The organism is Pantoea latae, assembly GCF_002077695.1.
Classification (GTDB): Bacteria; Pseudomonadota; Gammaproteobacteria; order Enterobacterales; family Enterobacteriaceae; genus Pantoea; species Pantoea latae.
The window spans coordinates 136,511-154,131 of the sequence record NZ_MWUE01000033.1; the positions used below are offsets into that span (position 1 = coordinate 136,511).

17 protein-coding genes are annotated in these 17,621 nt (G+C 58.3%); 10 read left to right on the plus strand and 7 right to left on the minus strand.

Annotated elements, in window-relative coordinates; genetic code table 11:
* Positions 1-13 precede the first annotated feature (13 nt).
* The 5 genes from fni to crtB are packed head-to-tail and all read left to right on the plus strand — an operon-like array spanning position 14 to position 5,875.
* Positions 14-1,048: a type 2 isopentenyl-diphosphate Delta-isomerase gene (gene fni, locus B2J69_RS20485; protein ID WP_081141829.1), complete on the plus strand. Its 1,035-nt coding sequence runs from the start codon at positions 14-16 to the stop codon at positions 1,046-1,048.
* The gene (locus tag B2J69_RS20490; protein WP_081141830.1) at positions 1,045-2,334 is read left to right on the plus strand and encodes a glycosyltransferase; all 1,290 of its coding nucleotides are present in this window, start codon (positions 1,045-1,047) and stop codon (positions 2,332-2,334) included. Before fni ends, B2J69_RS20490 begins: the two co-directional genes overlap by 4 nt.
* Positions 2,318-3,475, plus strand: coding sequence for a lycopene beta-cyclase CrtY (gene crtY / locus B2J69_RS20495; RefSeq protein ID WP_081141831.1), 1,158 nt, complete (start codon positions 2,318-2,320; stop codon positions 3,473-3,475). Before B2J69_RS20490 ends, crtY begins: the two co-directional genes overlap by 17 nt.
* Positions 3,472-4,953: a phytoene desaturase gene (locus B2J69_RS20500; protein WP_081141832.1), complete on the plus strand. Its 1,482-nt coding sequence runs from the start codon at positions 3,472-3,474 to the stop codon at positions 4,951-4,953. Before crtY ends, B2J69_RS20500 begins: the two co-directional genes overlap by 4 nt.
* On the plus strand, positions 4,946-5,875 hold the full coding sequence (gene crtB, locus B2J69_RS20505; protein ID WP_081141833.1) for a 15-cis-phytoene synthase CrtB: 930 nt from the start codon (positions 4,946-4,948) through the stop codon (positions 5,873-5,875). The genes B2J69_RS20500 and crtB overlap by 8 nt, the downstream gene beginning before the upstream one ends.
* On the opposite strand, the gene B2J69_RS20510 is transcribed toward crtB, so the two are convergent.
* Positions 5,814-6,347 carry a sterol desaturase family protein gene (locus B2J69_RS20510; protein ID WP_081142245.1) on the minus strand — a complete coding sequence of 178 codons (534 nt, stop codon included), beginning with the start codon at positions 6,345-6,347 and terminating at the stop codon, positions 5,814-5,816. The genes crtB and B2J69_RS20510 overlap by 62 nt on opposite strands.
* Before the next feature lie 250 nt (positions 6,348-6,597).
* Between B2J69_RS20510 and gstA the strand changes: the two genes are divergently transcribed.
* Entirely contained in the window at positions 6,598-7,200 is a 603-nt protein-coding gene (gstA, locus tag B2J69_RS20515) for a glutathione transferase GstA (protein ID WP_081141836.1), read from the plus strand.
* A gap of 36 nt (positions 7,201-7,236) precedes the next feature.
* On the opposite strand, the gene ahr is transcribed toward gstA, so the two are convergent.
* The 3 genes from ahr to B2J69_RS20530 form a co-directional block, all read right to left on the minus strand.
* Complete coding sequence (gene ahr / locus B2J69_RS20520) at positions 7,237-8,253, minus strand: NADPH-dependent aldehyde reductase Ahr (protein WP_081141839.1); 1,017 nt, start codon at positions 8,251-8,253, stop codon at positions 7,237-7,239.
* Between the two features lie 17 nt (positions 8,254-8,270).
* Complete coding sequence (locus B2J69_RS20525; RefSeq protein ID WP_081141842.1) at positions 8,271-8,864, minus strand: flavin reductase family protein; 594 nt, start codon at positions 8,862-8,864, stop codon at positions 8,271-8,273.
* Between the two features lie 114 nt (positions 8,865-8,978).
* A complete protein-coding gene (locus B2J69_RS20530) occupies positions 8,979-9,248 on the minus strand; it encodes a hypothetical protein (protein ID WP_094078544.1) in 270 nt (89 codons plus the stop codon).
* A 289-nt stretch (positions 9,249-9,537) separates the two neighbouring features.
* On the opposite strand from B2J69_RS20530, the gene B2J69_RS20535 reads away from it, so the two are divergent.
* The gene (locus tag B2J69_RS20535; RefSeq protein ID WP_081141845.1) at positions 9,538-10,095 is read left to right on the plus strand and encodes a DsbA family protein; all 558 of its coding nucleotides are present in this window, start codon (positions 9,538-9,540) and stop codon (positions 10,093-10,095) included.
* Positions 10,096-10,630: 535 nt separating this feature from the next.
* Here the strand turns inward: B2J69_RS20535 and B2J69_RS20540 are convergent.
* Both B2J69_RS20540 and B2J69_RS20545 read right to left on the minus strand, forming a co-directional pair.
* Positions 10,631-11,632: a YsnF/AvaK domain-containing protein gene (locus B2J69_RS20540; protein WP_081141857.1), complete on the minus strand. Its 1,002-nt coding sequence runs from the start codon at positions 11,630-11,632 to the stop codon at positions 10,631-10,633.
* A 26-nt stretch (positions 11,633-11,658) separates the two neighbouring features.
* Positions 11,659-12,066, minus strand: coding sequence for a DUF2382 domain-containing protein (locus B2J69_RS20545; protein WP_081141858.1), 408 nt, complete (start codon positions 12,064-12,066; stop codon positions 11,659-11,661).
* 762 nt (positions 12,067-12,828) lie between these two features.
* On the opposite strand from B2J69_RS20545, the gene B2J69_RS20550 reads away from it, so the two are divergent.
* Positions 12,829-14,589, plus strand: coding sequence for a sensor domain-containing diguanylate cyclase (locus B2J69_RS20550; protein ID WP_081141859.1), 1,761 nt, complete (start codon positions 12,829-12,831; stop codon positions 14,587-14,589).
* Between the two features lie 61 nt (positions 14,590-14,650).
* Here the strand turns inward: B2J69_RS20550 and B2J69_RS20555 are convergent, their stop codons facing one another.
* Positions 14,651-15,175 (minus strand): phenolic acid decarboxylase, encoded by a 525-nt coding sequence (locus B2J69_RS20555; RefSeq protein WP_081141860.1) that lies wholly within the window; start codon positions 15,173-15,175, stop codon positions 14,651-14,653.
* A gap of 464 nt (positions 15,176-15,639) precedes the next feature.
* Between B2J69_RS20555 and B2J69_RS20560 the strand changes: the two genes are divergently transcribed.
* Positions 15,640-16,536, plus strand: coding sequence for a diguanylate cyclase (locus B2J69_RS20560; RefSeq protein ID WP_081141861.1), 897 nt, complete (start codon positions 15,640-15,642; stop codon positions 16,534-16,536).
* 132 nt (positions 16,537-16,668) lie between these two features.
* Positions 16,669-17,586 carry an extracellular solute-binding protein gene (locus B2J69_RS20565; RefSeq protein ID WP_081141862.1) on the plus strand — a complete coding sequence of 306 codons (918 nt, stop codon included), beginning with the start codon at positions 16,669-16,671 and terminating at the stop codon, positions 17,584-17,586.
* Positions 17,587-17,621 lie beyond the last annotated feature (35 nt).

The window sequence follows — 17,621 nt, forward strand, 5'->3', positions numbered from 1 at the left end:
ATATGGAGCAGCAATGAAGGACACGGACCTGACGAAACGCAAAAACGATCACCTCGATATTGTCTTGCGTAACACTACGCCCGCGCGGGGCAGCTTTACGGACTGGCATTTTACCCACTGCGCGCTGCCTGAACTGCATCTGGATCAGATCGATCTGCGCACCCGGCTGTTCAACCGCCCGATGCAGGCGCCCTTTCTTATTAGCTCAATGACCGGCGGCGCAGCGCGCGCCCTCTCTATCAATCATCATCTCGCCGAAGCGGCGCAGGCGCTGGGCCTGGCGTTGGGTGTCGGCTCGCAGCGCGTGGCGCTGGAAAGCGATAACAACCTCGGTCTGACGCGCGATCTGCGCCGTATCGCCCCGGATATTCCGCTGCTGGCCAACCTTGGCGCGGCGCAGATCCTTGGCGAGCAGGGCCGCAAACGCGCGCTGGGCGCGGTCAGCATGATTGAAGCGGATGCGCTGATCGTCCATCTTAATCCGCTGCAGGAGGCGCTGCAGCGCGGCGGCGATCGCGACTGGCGCGGCGTATTACAGGCGATTTCTCAGCTGGTCGCGGCGCTGGATGTACCCGTCATCGTCAAAGAGGTCGGCGCTGGCATCTCGCCACAGGTGGCGCAGCGGCTGGCCGAGGCGGGTGTCAGCATGATCGATATCGCCGGCGCTGGCGGCACCAGCTGGGCGGCGGTAGAAGGCGAACGCGCCAGCGATGCGCAGCAGCGCGCGGTGGCGATGGCGTTCGCTGACTGGGGTATTCCCACCGATCATGCGCTGCGCGCGGTGCGCAACGCGCTTCCCGCCATGCCGCTTATCGCCTCTGGCGGCATTCGCGACGGCATCGACGCGGCGAAAGCGCTGCGCCTTGGCGCGGATATCGTCGGCCAGGCAGCGGCGGTGCTGAACAGCGCCCTGCACTCCGCCGACGCGGTGATCGCCCATTTCCAGACGCTGATCGAGCAGCTGCGCGTCGCCTGTTTCTGTACCGGCAGCGCCAATCTGCGCCAGCTGCGCCTTGCGCCGCTGCTGCGCGCCGGAGAGCTGCCATGAGCCATTTTGCCGTCGTCGCGCCACCTTTCTACAGCCATGTGCGCGCGCTGCAGGCGCTTTCTCAGGCGCTGATGGCGCGCGGCCATCACATTACCTTTATTCAACAACAGGATGTCGCCGCGCTGCTTAGCGATGCGGCCATCGGTTTTCACCCTGTTGGCCTGCTCTCCCATCCGGCGGGCAGCCTCGACCATACGCTGCAGCTGGCGGCGCATCCCGGCGGGCCGGGCATCCTGCGTCTGATTCGCGATATGGCCAGCAGCAGCGATATGCTCTGTCGCGAGCTGCCTGAGGCGCTACGCTCGCTGGCGGTGGACGGGCTGATCGTCGATCAGATGGCGCCGGCTGCCGGACTGGTGGCGGAGGCGCTGCAGCTGCCTTTTGTCTCTGTCGCCTGCGCCCTGCCGGTCAATCGCGAAGCGCATTTCCCGCTGCCGGTAATGCCTTTCGCATGGGGAACCGGCAGCGCCGCGCGCGAGCGTTACGTCTCCAGCGAAAAAATCTACGACTGGCTGATGCGCAGCCACGATCGCGTGCTGGCGCGCCATGCCGAGGCGTTCGGCCTCTCTGGCAGCCGTCTGCCCCATGAGTGTCTGTCGCCGCTGGCGCAGATTAGCCAGCTGCCGCACGCGCTCGACTTTCCGCGCCGGGCGCTGCCCGCGCACTTTCACGCCACCGGCCCGCTGCGCGAAGCCGCTCTGCCCTGCGCTGCGCCGCTGTTCGGCGACGGCGCGCAGCCGCGCGTCTTTGCGTCGCTTGGCACGCTGCAGGGTGGACGCTATGGCCTGTTTAAAACCCTGGCGAAGGCGTGTCGCGAACTCGACGCCGAACTGCTGATCGCCCACTGCGGCGGGTTGAGCGATTTCCAGACGCGCAAGCTGATGCGCGCCGGCGCGACGCGGGTCGCCGCCTTTGTCGATCAGCGCGCCGCGCTGGCGCAGGCTGACGTGGCGATCACCCACGGCGGACTGAATACGGTGCTCGACGCGGTGGCGCACGCCACGCCGCTGCTGGCGATCCCGCTGGCATTCGATCAGCCCGGCATTGCGGCGCGCCTGGCGCATCACGGCCTTGGCATTCGCGCCTCGCGCTTCGCCACCAGCCATCAAATTGCACGCCATCTGCGCCATCTGCTGGATGAAAAAGCGATCAAACAGCGCATGACGGCGCTGCAGCCGCGGCTGGACGCCTGCGGCGGCGTCGAGCGCGCCGCCGACATCGCTGAACGCGCGCTATTGACGCGTCAGCCGGTACGCGCGGAGAAGCTCTATGACCTCGCAGTATGATCTGCTGTTGATCGGCGCGGGCCTGGCAAACGGCCTGCTGGCGCTGCGGCTTAAAGCCTGCCGGCCGGATCTGCGCGTGCTGCTGCTGGAGGGTGACGCTCAGGCGGGCGGCAATCACACCTGGTGTTTCCATGAGGAGGATCTCAGCGCCGAACAGCAGCGCTGGATCGTGCCGCTGGTGGCACACCGCTGGTCCCATTACGAGGTGCGTTTTCCTCAGCTTAATCGCCAGCTCGACAGCGGCTACTGCTGCATTACTTCCGCGCGCTTCCACGACGTGCTGCGCGAGGCGCTCGGCGACGCGCTGCGGCTCAACCAGACCGTCGCCAGCTGCGGGTCCGATCATGTTCAGCTTGCCAGCGGCGAGGTGCTGCGCGCGCGCGCGGTTATCGACGGCCGCGGCTATCAACCCGACGCCGCGCTGCAAATCGGCTTTCAGGCTTTCGTCGGTCAGGAGTGGACGCTCAGCCAGCCGCATCAGCTTACCGGACCGATTTTAATGGACGCTACCGTCGACCAGCAGGACGGCTACCGTTTTGTCTATACGCTGCCGCTTTCGCCGACGCGCCTGCTGATTGAAGATACCCACTACATTGACGACGCCTCGCTGGCGGCGGCGCAGGCGCGGCAAAATATTAGCGACTACGCCGCCCGTCAGGGCTGGCAGCTGGAGAGGCTGGAACGCGAAGAGCGCGGCGCGTTGCCGATTACCCTGGCGGGCGATTTCGATCGCTTCTGGCAGCATCGTCAGGCCTGCGTCGGCCTGCGCGCCGGGCTTTTTCATCCCACTACCGGTTATTCCCTGCCGCTGGCGGCGGCGCTGGCGGACGCACTGGCGGCTGATTTCTCTGCGGAAAGCGTCGCGCCGCGCATTCACCGCTTTGCGCAGGCGGCATGGCGGCGTCAGGGCTTCTTCCGCATGCTGAACCGCATGCTGTTTCTGGCAGGCGACGCGGATCGGCGCTGGCGCGTGATGCAGCGTTTTTATGGCCTGCCGGAGGGCCTGATCGCCCGGTTTTACGCCGGTCGGCTGACGCTGGCCGATCGCGCGCGCATTCTTAGCGGCAAGCCGCCGGTCCCGGTGCTGGCGGCGTTACAGGCTATTCTCACTCACCCTTCTGGACGAAGAGCATCACGATGAAGCACACCACGGTAATTGGCGCAGGATTTGGCGGACTGGCGCTGGCGATCCGCCTGCAGGCGGCAGGCATTCCGACGCGGCTGCTGGAGCAGCGCGACAAGCCGGGCGGCCGCGCCTACGTTTATCAGGATCAGGGCTTTACCTTTGATGCGGGTCCGACGGTGATCACCGATCCCACCGCCATCGAAGAGCTGTTTACGCTGGCGGGCAAATCGATGCGCGACTATGTCGAGCTGCTGACGGTGACGCCTTTCTACCGGCTCTGCTGGGAGTCGGGCCAGGTGTTCAATTACGATAATGACCAGGCGCGGCTGGAAGCGGAAATCCGTAAATTCAACCCGCGCGACGTCGCGGGCTATCAGCGCTTTCTCGACTATTCGCGCGCCGTCTTCGCCGAAGGCTACCTCAAGCTTGGCACTGTGCCGTTCCTCTCCTTTCGCGATATGCTGCGTGCCGCACCGCAGCTGGCGCGTTTGCAGGCGTGGCGCAGCGTCTACAGCAAAGTGGCGAGCTTTATCGAAGATGAGAAGCTGCGTCAGGCCTTCTCTTTTCACTCGCTGCTGGTCGGCGGCAATCCCTTCGCCACCTCCTCTATCTACACGCTGATCCATGCGCTGGAGCGCGAATGGGGCGTCTGGTTCCCGCGCGGCGGCACCGGCGCGCTGGTTCAGGGCATGCTGAAGCTGTTTCAGGATCTGGGCGGCACGCTGGAGCTTAACGCACGCGTCAGCCATATCGAGGCGCAGGGCGAGGCGATTTCGGCGGTGCACCTGCAGGATGGCCGCGTCTTCGAGACTCGCGCCGTTGCCTCCAACGCCGATGTGGTGCATACCTACGGCGACCTGCTCGGCCAGCATCCCGCCGCGGCCGCTCAGGCCAGTAAGCTGAAAGGCAAGCGCATGAGCAACTCGCTGTTCGTGCTCTATTTCGGGCTGAATCATCATCACGATCAGCTGGCGCATCATACGGTCTGCTTCGGCCCGCGCTATCGCGAGCTGATTGACGAAATCTTCAATCACGACGGGCTGGCGGAGGATTTTTCGCTCTATCTGCATGCGCCCTGCGTCACCGATCCCTCGCTGGCGCCGCCGGGCTGCGGCAGCTACTACGTGCTGGCGCCGGTGCCTCACCTCGGCACCGCCGATCTTGACTGGAGCGTCGAGGGGCCACGGCTGCGCGACCGCATTTTCGCCTATCTGGAGCAGCACTATATGCCCGGATTACGCAGCCAGCTGATGACGCACCGCATGTTTACCCCGTTTGATTTTCGCGACGAGCTGAATGCATATCAGGGTTCCGCTTTTTCGGTCGAGCCAATTTTGCGGCAGAGCGCCTGGTTTCGTCCGCACAACCGCGACAGCCATATCCGCAATCTCTATCTGGTCGGCGCGGGCACTCATCCCGGCGCGGGCATTCCTGGCGTGATCGGTTCCGCCAAAGCCACCGCACGCCTGATGCTGGAGGATCTGCATGAATAATCCGACGCTGCTGCACCACGCCGTCGAAACCATGGAAGTCGGGTCAAAGAGCTTCGCTACCGCCTCAAAGCTGTTCGATGCCAAAACGCGGCGCAGCGTGCTGATGCTCTATGCCTGGTGCCGTCACTGCGACGACGTGATCGACGATCAGCAGCTCGGTTTTCCCGGTGAGGCGCCCTCCGCGCAAACGCCCCAGCAGCGGCTGGCCAGTCTGGAGCGCAAAACGCGTCAGGCCTATGCCGGCGCGCAGCTGCATGAACCGGCGTTCGCCGCCTTTCAGGAGGTGGCGCTCGCCCACGATATTTCACCGACTTATGCCTTTGATCATCTCGAAGGATTCGCCATGGACGTGCGCGGCGCGCGTTATGAGACGCTGCAGGATACGCTGCGCTACTGCTACCACGTCGCCGGCGTAGTCGGGCTGATGATGGCGCAAATCATGGGCGTGCGTGACGAGGCGACGCTGGATCGCGCCTGCGATCTCGGCATCGCCTTTCAGCTGACCAATATCGCGCGCGATATTGTTGAAGATGCGCGCGTCGGCCGCTGCTATCTGCCGGAAAGCTGGCTGGAAGAGGCGGGTCTGGATCGGCTGCACTTTGCCGACCGCGCCCATCGGCCGGCGCTGGCGGGTCTGGCGCGTCGGCTGGTGAGCGAGGCGGAACCCTACTACGACTCCGCCTCAGCGGGACTGGCGGGTTTGCCGCTGCGATCCGCCTGGGCGATCGCCACAGCGAAAGAGGTCTATCGTCGTATTGGGGTCAAGGTGTATGGCGCGGGGGAAACAGCCTGGGATCGCCGTCAGTCCACCAGCAAGCAGGAGAAGCTCCTGCTGCTGGCGGCCGGTGCGGCGCAGGCGGTCAGGTCTCGGGCGGGCGCTTCGCCGCCGCGTCCCGACGCGCTTTGGCAGCGTCCGCGGTAGGTCGACGGCCGTGGCGCTGACGCAGCGTCTCCTGCAGCTTCGACAGCGGCGGCGCATAGAGGAAGCCAAACGAGACGCAGCCTTCGCGTCCGCGCACCGCGTGATGCATGCGATGCGCCATATAGAGGCGTTTAAAGTAGCCGCGGCGCGGGATGTACTTGAACGGCCAGCGCTGGTGCACCAGACCGTCATGCACAATGAAATAGAGCAGGCCATAGAGCGTCATTCCCGCGCCAATCCACTGCAGCGGCCAGACGCCGCGGCTGCCCAGATAAATTAACGCGATCGCCAGCACGGCAAACACCACCGCGTAGAGATCGTTGATTTCAAACCAGCCGGAATGCGGCTCGTGATGTGATCGGTGCCAGCCCCATCCCCAGCCGTGCATAATATAGCGGTGCGAGAGCGCAGCGGTTATCTCCATCGCGACAACGGTCAGCAACACAATCAAAACATTCCACAACCACAGCATAATCTCTCCCGTCAGTGCATCCTGCAAACCGGCCACGTTCAGGCTGGTTCTCATCTGCTGCGGCGCGCCGCAGGCGAACCTTAAGTCTAGGCTATGGCCCGCGTTTCGCTGTAGGGTTTGCCTTGGTTCTGTCACTGTTCGTCAGAAAACCTGCGTTAATTCCCCGCGTTAGCACAAAACGCAATGGCGCAACTCGCCCGCGCTGCCGTAGACTGCGGCGGCAAATAACAAATCAGGGATTAACAACAGCATGAAACTTTTCTACAAGGCAGGCGCCTGCTCGCTGACGACCCATATCGTTCTGCATGAAACCGGCTTGCCGCATCGTTCCGTCGCGGTGGATTTAAAAACCAAACGCACCGCCGAGGGCGAAGATTTCCTGGCGATCAACAGCAAAGGCTACGTGCCGGCGCTGCAGCTCGACAACGGTCACGTTCTGACGGAAGGCGCGGTGATCGCGCAATATCTGGCGGATTTAAAACCGGAAAGTCAGCTGCTGGCGGCAAGCGGCGAAGCGCGCTACGCCGTGCTGGAGTGGATGAACTTTATTTCGACCGAACTGCACAAAGGCATCGGTGCCTTCTTTAACCCGGCCATGACGCCGGAATGGAAAGCGGCGGCCACGGCTACCCTGACCAAACGACTCGACTGGCTGGCGGAAGCGCTGGGTGACAACACCTGTCTTAACGCCGACCACTTCACCATCGCTGACGCTTACCTGTTCAACGTGCTGGGCTGGTTCCGCGTCGTCGATTTCAGTCTGGATCGCTGGCCAGCGCTGCAGCGCTTTGCGGCAACGCATGCGCAGCGTCCTGCTGTTATCGCGGCGATGAAAGCGGAAGGGTTAATCTAATCTGCAAAAAGCGCGCCCGTCGGGCGCGCCTGGTAATCAGAAGTCCGCTTTCAGCACGATACGATAGTGTGCCTTACCGGCGCGCAGGTGATCGAGCGCGTCATTGATCTTCGACATCGGGAAGTACTCAACGATCGGCGCGATATCGGCGCGCGACGCCAGTCGCAGCAGCGAGCGCAGCTGGCCCGGCGAACCGGTAGAAGAGCCGGTTACGCCGCGATCGCCAAGGATCAGGTTGAACGCCTGCACCTCAAACGGTTTCATCACCGCGCCTACGGTGTGGAAACGGCCATTGGCCGCCAGCGCCTGGAAGTAGGGCTGCCAGTCCAGATCGACCGCGACGGTGCTGATAATCAGATCGAACTGACCCGCCAGCTTGTTCAGCGCCTCGGGATCGCGGCTGTTGACGACGTAATCGGCGCCCATTTGCTTGATGGTCTCGGTTTTGGCCGGCGACGAGCTGAATGCCGTCACTTCCGCGCCCAGCGCGCGCAGCAGCTTAATCGCCATATGACCCAGGCCGCCGATGCCGATCACGCCCACGCGGCTGGTGGCGGTGATGTTATGCATCAGCAGCGGCTTAAACACCGTGATGCCGCCACACAGCAGCGGACCTGCGGTCGCCGCGTCAAGGTTTTCAGGCAGCGGGATCACCCACTGCCAGTTGGCGCGCAGATGGCTGGCGAAGCCGCCGTTGTTGCTGATGGTGGGAACATTATTGTTAACGCAGTTCACCTGTTCGCCGTTAATGCAGGCGTCGCAGTACTCGCAGCTTTTCGCCGTCCAGCCGATACCGACGCGCTGGCCCAGGCTCAGGCCTTTATTTTTGGCGCTGTCGCCCAGCGCGACGACGCGACCAATCACTTCATGGCCGGCAATCAGCGGATAGGTTGAGATGCCCCACTCATTGTCGATCATCGACAGATCGGAGTGACACACGCCGCAGTAATCCACTTCGACTTCGACATCTTCCGCCGCCAGCGCGCCCGGATCGTACTCGTAGGGTTGCAGCGCTTCTCCGGCCTGCATCGCCGCGTAACTTTTAAATTTCATGCTTTTCCTCGCTGATATTATAAATGCGCTTCAGGCATCTTTGCGCTGAAGCTGTCCGCTACCGTCACGAACTGCCCGCCGCCAAGGTGATGCAGCGTGTGCAGCGCGCGGTTTTCGGCGCTGAAATGCCAGCGACCGTCATAAAAAACCCGGCTGTCGGCCGCCGCCGCCACGACTTCGCCAAACAGCGTGTCATATTGCTGCTGCGCCTCTGTTGCCGGCAGCAGTCGGCACTCCAGCCAGGCGACGCAGCTCTCTTCCAGCAGCGGCACGCCCAGCTCAGGGCCGCTAATCGCCTGAATCGCCCAGGCATCGAACTTGTCCTGATCGCGCCCTGACCGGTTGCCGACCGCCCAGGCGAGATCGGCGTAGGCGGCGGCAGGCACGCAAACGCCAAAGGCGCCGCTCGACTCGATCAGCTCGCGCGACCAGGTTGCTTTATCCACGACGATTGCCACGCGCGGCGGCGTGAACTCTACCGGCGTCGACCAGGCGGCGGCCATCACGTTGCGCCGTTGCGTTTCCGGATGTTGACTGGTAATCAGAATGGTAGGACCGTGGTTTAGCAGACGGCTGGCGTGCTCGAGCGCCACCGGACGGAAATGAGACATATCGATTCCTTACTGAAACAGACGCACCGCAATAAGTGATGATAAATGACTGTAAACGTTTTACTTTACGCGTTTTTATTCGCCAGCGTTTACCGCTGCGTGCCGAGGCTATTTTTATAAGAGATCGTGATTAAGCGGCGTGCGAAAAGCGTGTCGTGCTGCGCTCATCAGCTGCGCTGCGGTGACGGTTGGCGGCAGTCTGGTGAGCACTTTGCTCGCCTGCCAGTAGCAGAGCACCATAACCTCGTCCGTTTCGCTTTCTGCCAGCTCCCTGAGCCGCGCGCGCAGCGACAAGACATTCAGCGTCTGCTGCTCGTCCAGCATCTCTTCGATGGTCTTGAGGATCACGTCGTGGATGATCTTCCAGGAAAGATTAGTAAGCAAAATCAACCTCTTCTAGCGCTTTCCGGCTCCGGGTGTTGGCGGAGTTTTATCACGCCGGCTGCATTGCCGACGCGGAATAAAGAGTTAACACGGCATTAACTATAGCCGCTCCACACCATTATCGGCGACTTTTACATAGCGGAATTATTACTGTGGAAGCGTTTTCAGAAAGTGAGTATTAGCGCGGTGAAAAGCGGGTTATTTGCCGGTTTGCTTCCAGCGCGTCAGAGGGTTAACGTAGGCTCCAGCAACAGCATTATCACCGCAGTTTAAACACACAGGAGTTGCCATGCATGCAGAAAACTTACGTCCCGACCCGCTGATATGGGGAAAAGGCCCGCGCGTTTTCGAGATTTTTCTGGAACCAACCTGCCCATTTTCCGTAAGAGCGTTCAATAAGCTTGATGCGTTGCTTGATTTGGTGGGAGAAGAGGCGATGACGCTGAAAATTCGTCTGCAGTCGCAGCCGTGGCATCTCTATTCAGGCGTTATCGTGCGCTATATTCTGGCGGCCTCTTGCCTGCCAGAGGGCAAAGAAGCCGCAAAGGCGGTGTTGCGGGCGGTGGCGGACCATCGCGAAGAATTTGAGTTTATCGATCACTGTCGCGGCGACAATATGCAGACCACGCCGGCAGAGCTGCTGGCACGTCTGAAGCACTACAGCGGCGTCGACGCCGATGCGCCCTTTGATCGCGCAGAATTACAGAATGAGATTAAGTGGCACTGTAAATATGCACGCCAGAACGGCATTCACGTTTCGCCGACCTTTATGATAAACGGCCTGATGCAGGCTGATATCGGTAGCGGCGACGAGGTTGCCAGCTGGGCGAAACGCCTGCTGGCCTGACGGCAAACCGCCTGCGCAACAGGCGGTTAGTTATTTCTGCTCCGTTTCTTCGTCTTCATAAGCAGGGATTTCCGCATCATCCGGCAGGGGCTGGCTATCTGGGGGTTGTGGCATGGTCGTTTCCTTATATCTGCGACAGGTTGAATAAAGCATAGCGGCGATTAAGAAGCCGATGACAACTTTTTAGACGCAACGGCGCGGTAAATCACTCAGGAATTTTCAGACTGCAAAAATTTAACCGACAGACGCGACGGCATGGCAAGCATCAGCTTATCAGTGAGTTACTTTGTGCAGGCGGTTTACCAACAGGATAAAAACTTTTCAGGTAACATTTGGCAATAGAATAAGCCATTCAGATTTGCAGGGATGCCGATAAATTGATGCATGCAGTCGGGGAGGTTGACCGCGAGCCGACACCAGGGCAAATGCGTCAACTTCCCCACTGCATTTTGTTGCCTGGACGGGATCAAGCCATACCGTCCAGTGTAGAGAGCCTCTTTCCGGCCCGACAGAGGATGCCAGGCCAACAGCTCGATTATCGACCTTTTAACAGCGGATCGGGTTTGTTCTCATTTTCAACGCCTGAAACACCGCTTCGCTCGACGATATCGTCATCCGCTTTGGTGCCGCTGAACCCGCCGGTATTACCGATGGTGCCGCCTGGCACTGCAGCACCTGTGGTCTTGCTGCTGGTGTTGCCGACGACTGCAGCGCCCGCTGTGACATCTTTATCAGCATGGTCAATATCGACCTCCTGACGGCGAACGGAGTCGGTCACATTTTCCACACGTTCGCTTTGATCTTTGCGCACTACTACTTCTTCTTTGATATGTGCGGTTTTATTGATCACCGGCTGCTCATGGGTTTCAGCAACTTCAATCGTTTTCTCTTCCCAGTCAACCTCGCCTGGCGCGGCCAGATCGCCGGTTGAACGGCGGAAGATGTCGGCATGCTGCTCGTGCAGAGAGATATCTTCAGAAACCTGATCGGTTACGGTATAGCGACGAACGCGCGTGGTGCCTTCGCTTACCAGACGCTTACCGACTTCCAGGCGCTCTTCTGCCAGACGCAGGATCTCTTCTTCAGTTTCGTCGCCCGTCAGTGAGGTGCGTACTGGTTCAGTCAGACCGCTGTCGCTGACGCTATTTACGCCCGTCGTAGTATGCGCAGTTGAAACCGTGTAGCCGTCATCGCCTGTCAGGCCTGCTGCGCCTGAAGCAGGAAGTTCGCCGGTATCATGTGCATCAAGAATGCTGTAGGCGCGCGGCAGCTGCTCTTCTTCGGCGCGCAGCGTCAATACCACGCTGCCGGATTTGATCGCGTCTTCATACACGCCGCTTTGCTCTTCATCCAGCGTGCTGCCGAACAGACGCTGCCAGAAGCTGGGATGGCGGGCTTCATGTCCTTCCGATTTCAGTCGTTCGCCAGAAATCACATCAATATCGTGGTCGGCAAAACCCGCTTTTATCAGGCTGCGCTTCGCCCCTTCAGCCTGAGCCAGGGTACTGAACATCGTTACGATTTTTTCGTGTGCCATGGTTTTCTCCTGCGTAATTGGATGGATTAGGTGTCGCCTTCCTCTCGGTCAATTTCCACATGCTGTTTGCGTAAAGAGACGCGTTCTTCCCAGGGGACCTGTTCTTCGGTACGCCGGATATGTAGCTCTTCTCGCAATACCAGCCTGCGGATGACCTCGACTTCCTCTTCAACAACCGGAACGATAAGCACTCCTTCCTCTTCCCTGATGTCGGGCATGGACGCGATGCGCTCATTTTTAGGCACATGCGTTACCTCAACATTTTCCCGGCGCAGCAGCAGATTCACTGGCTCGTCATGCGTTGAAGTGTGACGACGGACAGTAACGCGTCCATCTACCACCTTTTCCCGCTTGACGTTCAGCTTCTCTTCAGCCAGATGCAGGATCTCTTCCTGCTTTTCTGGATGTTCGCCATTATGTGAAGAAGAACCCATATTTCACCTTTAATGAAATGCCCGGTTGAAATAAACACCCTGATATAATCAAATCAAAAGCATTTACATCTAAAGAAATTTAAGTCTGGCTGAAAAACCTAGCGATGCAAGCCAGACGGCAAAATTTGCCTTTGGCTACTGGCGATTTAGCAAATTAAAAAAATTATCTCCCTGCGGGTTAAATCCACTTTTCCCCTTCTCCCACAGCAACTTAGCCGCAATTTCATTACTCCTGAAGCGAAAAATGAATTAAGAGGATTCTGTTGCTGTAAAATCAGTAGCGAGTGAAAAGCGGTTTATTTTTCATTGGGAAAAGCGCGCCGACAGAGAATAAACTCCCGGTTTACGTCAAATCGCGTGTAATAATGAATAAATGTGTCTACGGGTTAATTTCTACGTCACGCCACTTATCTTCTGCTTTGCATCCTGCCTGCCGTGCCGCATTGCAGCAGATCCCACGCCTGCCATTCTGGTATGGCAAATAGAGTCTTTAACCTGTCTAATGTGGCCAAATTTTTTTCGCGCATCTGCTTATGAATTATTTTGCTGTTTAATTGTTGCAGCCATGCTGTTTTTTCACTCGGCTCTTTTCTGGCCGTTAAAAATTTGTCTTTAAGAAAATAAAAGTGATTTCACGGCGTAAATATTGCTGGCAAAAGGCCGATGAATGCGTATTCTGACGCTAAAGCAGATTTTTCTTAGACTCCCTCTCCTTTACGGCCAGAGAGTTTTCTGCACTCTTAAATTTATTGGCTAATAAATATGCGCGAACTGTGGGAAAATTTTGCCGGCCACCCCGGCGAAAATGAAATACAACAACTTAAAGCCTACGACAGCGAACGCGATCAGGTTCTGAAAAAGTTTGTTTTACTGGCCAGCCAGGTGCTGGAGATTCCGGCCGGCTTCGTTTCGGTGCTTGATGATACAAATCAGTACATTAAAGCCTCCCACCATTTTGGTTTGACCCACTCTTCTCGTGCCGACTCTATCTGTCGCTACGTGGTCGACAGCCAGTCCGCACTGGTGATTGCCGATACCTGGCAGGATGCGCGCTTCGTGACGCACCCCTTTGTGGTCGGCGCGCCCTATATTCGTTTTTATGCCGGCGTGCCCTTAAACAACAGCCAGGGCGTGGCGGTCGGCACCCTCTGCCTTACCGACACCGAGCCGCACAGCTTCTCGGCGGAGAAAGTCGCGACCATGACCATTCTCGCCGGGCTGGTCACCGCTTTTCTTACCGCCTGGCAGGCGGCGGGTCTTTCCGATCCATTAACCGGGCTACCTAATCACCGCAGGCTGGTGCGCGATCTGCTGTTTCTGCAGAGGGCGCAGGATAACGCCACGCGACGCCTGATCATTATTGAGTGTCTCGATCTGTCGCGCGCCTTTGACCTTGCACGCTCACTGGGTATCGAGCCTGTCAGCACCCTGCTGCGCGATCTGGCGACGCTGCTGCCGTTGCGTCTGCGACTGGCCCCGGGCGATCTCTTTTATGTGCTCTCATCGGGCCGCTTCGCGCTATTGACCGGCGAGAAGAGCCGGCTCTGCGCCGCCTGGGTGGCGGGCAGGCTGGAGGGGATTACGGCGGATGTGGGAGAAGGACTCTCTGTTTCGCTTGCGCCGCACTCGGGCGAAACGCTGTTTAACGCCAGCGAGCAGTCGCCTGAAGAGATCATCAATGAAGCGCTGCTGGCGATGCATGAAGCGATTGACCTCAACGTGCCGGCGCTGAGCTTTCGCGATGAGTTGAATACTCAGCACAAAGACGAGCTGGGCCTGATGAGCGATCTGGCGGCGGCAATACGCAGCGGTGAGGGACTCTATCTGGTCTACCAGCCCAAGATTTGTCTGCAAAGCGGAAAACCCGTCGGGCTGGAAGCGCTGATCCGCTGGAAGCATGCGGTGCGCGGCGAACTCCTGCCGGGCAGCTTTATTCCGCTGGCGGAACAGACCAGTTTACTTTCGTCGCTTACTGACTGGGTGATCGGCGAATCCGTGGCGCAGCTGGTGAAGTGGAAGCAGTCACGCTTTCTGCTGCCCGTCACGGTAAACGTCAGCGAGCAGGATTTCTCACGTGACGGCTTTGCCGACGCGCTGGCGAAACGGCTGACGGATGCCGGCCTGGAGAACCGCTTGCTGGGCATTGAATGTCTGGAAACGGAAAAAATCATTGGAAGCCCGCAGGCGATCAAGGGGCTCCAGCTGCTGAAAGCGAAAGGTTTTTCCGTGGCGCTGGATGATTTCGGCACCGGTTACAGCAACATCAACTATCTGAGCAAGGTTCCGCTGGACGTGATTAAGCTGGATCGCTCCCTTGTCAGCCAGATTGCCACCGATACCGCCGCGCGCATTATCGCCAAAAGCATTATCACCATGCTGAAGGAACTTAACTACGTGGTGATTGCAGAAGGCGTAGAGGACGCGCAAACCCAGCTGGCGTTAAAAAACTATGGGTGCGATCAGGCGCAGGGCTTTTTTTACTCCAGACCGCTGACCTCCGCCGCGCTGGAAGCCTGGCTCTAATGAGCGCCGCCCTGCCCGGTTTCTTAACCGGCTACGGCAGAGCAGCGTCCAGCTGGCGTGATTATTTCCCGTCGAAGAAGTTTTCCGGCAATTGTCCCGGCGCCATATTAATTACCTCGTCATTGTCTGCCCCTTCATTTTTCATATAGGTGACTTCGGCAAATTCCGGAATGATAACGTAGGGATAGGCTGGACCTTCATCTCTGAAGCGATGCATATCGTCGATAAATTCGTTTTGATAACAGATGGTTTTTTCCGGGTGCTGGCCTTCGCCGGCAATCCACTGCGGGAAAAAGATGGTGCCGTGAAGCAGTTTGCGATTCAAATCGAACAGCAGGCTCACGCAGGTGCCGGTAGGCTCATGCCAGTCAACTTTGAAGATGCCGGGCGCAAACTGCACGGCGTTCATCTTCTGATTGGTTACCCAGCGGCCGCCCACCAGCCCCTGGTGAATACGGTAATCACAGGTCGTTTCATTGCGCGCATACCACTCATATTTCCAGCCGTTGTCGTAGGTATAGACAAAATGCGTGCCGACAAACTGGGAAAGATCGCGGGATGATTCGTTAAGCGAAGCGATAGTCATGGCTTACCTCATGTGATCAATAAGGAGGGTTCTGTTCAGCTGACAGCAACCACATTCTCTTTTGACACCGGATGTTAATGTTTTACCGGCTCACTTATTATTGATGAGGATCAGCACTTCTTCACTTCGAAGCGAGATTTTAAATCCCAGGCTGAGCGGCGGCGACGCGATTTCAACCCTGCCATCAACCCGTTTTGGTACGACAATGGTCTGCTTCAGGCTTCGGCCCATAAGCATGCAGACGCCGCTTTGGGCGGTTAATTAAACTCTGCTTATTATTTTAAAACGGCAATATCTTTTTACCTCGTGTGTTATTTCATCACAGCCGCACACCGCTGGTTATCATTTTTTAATTAACGCACTTTTGAATAACCCGTTCCCGCATAAGTGATGATCATAATCAACTTATTAAAACGCCGCGATCATTACCCTTCTTTTCTGCATTAACTGACGAAAAAATTAAAATGATCACGCTAAGAAAAATTAACGGTTTTGAATTAGAACGGGATATTGGCGAGCTTAATCAGGCGATCGCGTATCATTATATCTGGTCCAGCCAACTGACGCATGCCGCTCTGTTTAACGATAAACCTGACCCGGTTATGACCGACACCGAATCCCATCTGCACTGTCGGTTCAGCAAATGGCTTGAGATGCGTTTGCGGCTCGACTGCACCGGGCATCCGGAGGTTAAACAGATCGAAGAGCGTCATGCCGCCATGCACGCGGCGATGCGACAGATTTTGCTGTCGCTGGAAAAAAGCGCGGTGACGCGCGCGCAGCTACAGGAGTATTACGCGACGCAGCGTGAATTTCTCGATGCTATCGATCGCTATAAGACCGAGCTGATTGCCCTGCGCAATAATCATGATGCGCTTACGGGATTACCGCTGCGTAAATTGCTCTATCGCGATTTCCCGCTGCTGCAGCAGGCTGTCACGTGCGAGGCAGCGCCGGCGCTCTATTTGACCCTGATCGATATTGACCATTTTAAGCGGGTTAATGACCAGTATGGCCATACTACTGGCGATGCGGTGCTAAGAGAGCTGGGAAGTTTACTTTCTCGCAGTAGCCGGAGTCAGGATAAAACCTACCGCTTCGGCGGCGAGGAATTTATTCTGCTCTACCTTTGCGAGAATGATGCGGCATTCACTGCGGCATTAGAACGACTAATAACACAGATACGCGCCCATGAATTTATTACGCCCACCGGCACGCTGCAGATAACGGTGACCTGCGGCGCCGTGCGCGCGCAACAGGATGATGAATTGCAGACGCTGATCGAAACAGCCGACCGGGCGATGTATGCCGGCAAACAGCAGGGCAGAAACCGAATCATCTTTCAGCCACGTGCACGCTAAACCTTTCCTCAACGCAGCGCGTCTTTACTGGCGCGCCGCGCGCTTTTCCCCCTTTTTCGCACGCCAGAGGCTTGCCTGAGACGTGCAGGCTCACCATAATCGCTATCTACTTTTGTTTATAACGAGTAAAAAATGAAAACAATCGCTTTTCTCGCGCTGGTAACCGGCGCGATGTGCAGCGCCTCCGCGCTGGCGACTGATATTCGCGTCACCTATGCCGGTTCAATGGGCAAGGTAATGGATGAAAGCCTGGGCCCCGCCTTCGCTAAAGCCAACAACGGCAAATATCAGGGACAGGGTCAGGGCGCGTATGGCATGGCGCGGCTGCTGGCCAGCAAGAAAATCACCGCCGATGTCTTTGTCTCTATTACGCCTGGGCCGATGCAGATCCTGAAAGACGCGGGCCTGATTGACAATGCGGTGCCGGTCGCCAGCACCAGCATGGTGATCGCCTATAGCCCGAAAGGCCCCTATGCGCAAAAATTCGACGCCGCCGCGAAGGCCGATGACGCCAGCTGGCTTGAGGTGCTGGCGACGCCGGGCCTGAAGTTCGGCCGCACCGATCCGGTTAACGATCCCAAAGGTCAGAATATTGTTTTCACCCTGCTGCTGGCGGAGAAGTATTACCACCAGCCGGGCGTGGCCGACAAGATTATGGGCGGCGTGCAGAACCCGGCGCAGACCCATCTGGAAGGCGGCCTGCTGGCGCGGCTGGAGAACGGCCAGGTTGACGCGGCGGCAGGATATGAAAGCGAAGTGATCTCCGCGCATCTGCCCTACGTGGCCCTGCCGGATGAGATTAACCTGAGCAACCCGGCGCAGGCGAAACAGTGGTACGACACCGTGACCTTTGCCATTAAAGACAGTAAAGGCAAAGAGAAAACCCTGCATACCCAGCCGCTGGTCTATTACGCCGCCGTGCTGAAGAATGCGCCCAACGGCGAAAAAGCGGGCAAGGCGTTCGTTGATTTTATGCTGAGCAAGGCGGGCCAGGCGCTCTATAAACAGAATGGCTACGCCGCGCCTAAAGGTGACGCGCTCTACCCGTAATGAAGCGCTTCCCCTCCTCATCGCTCCTGTTGGCG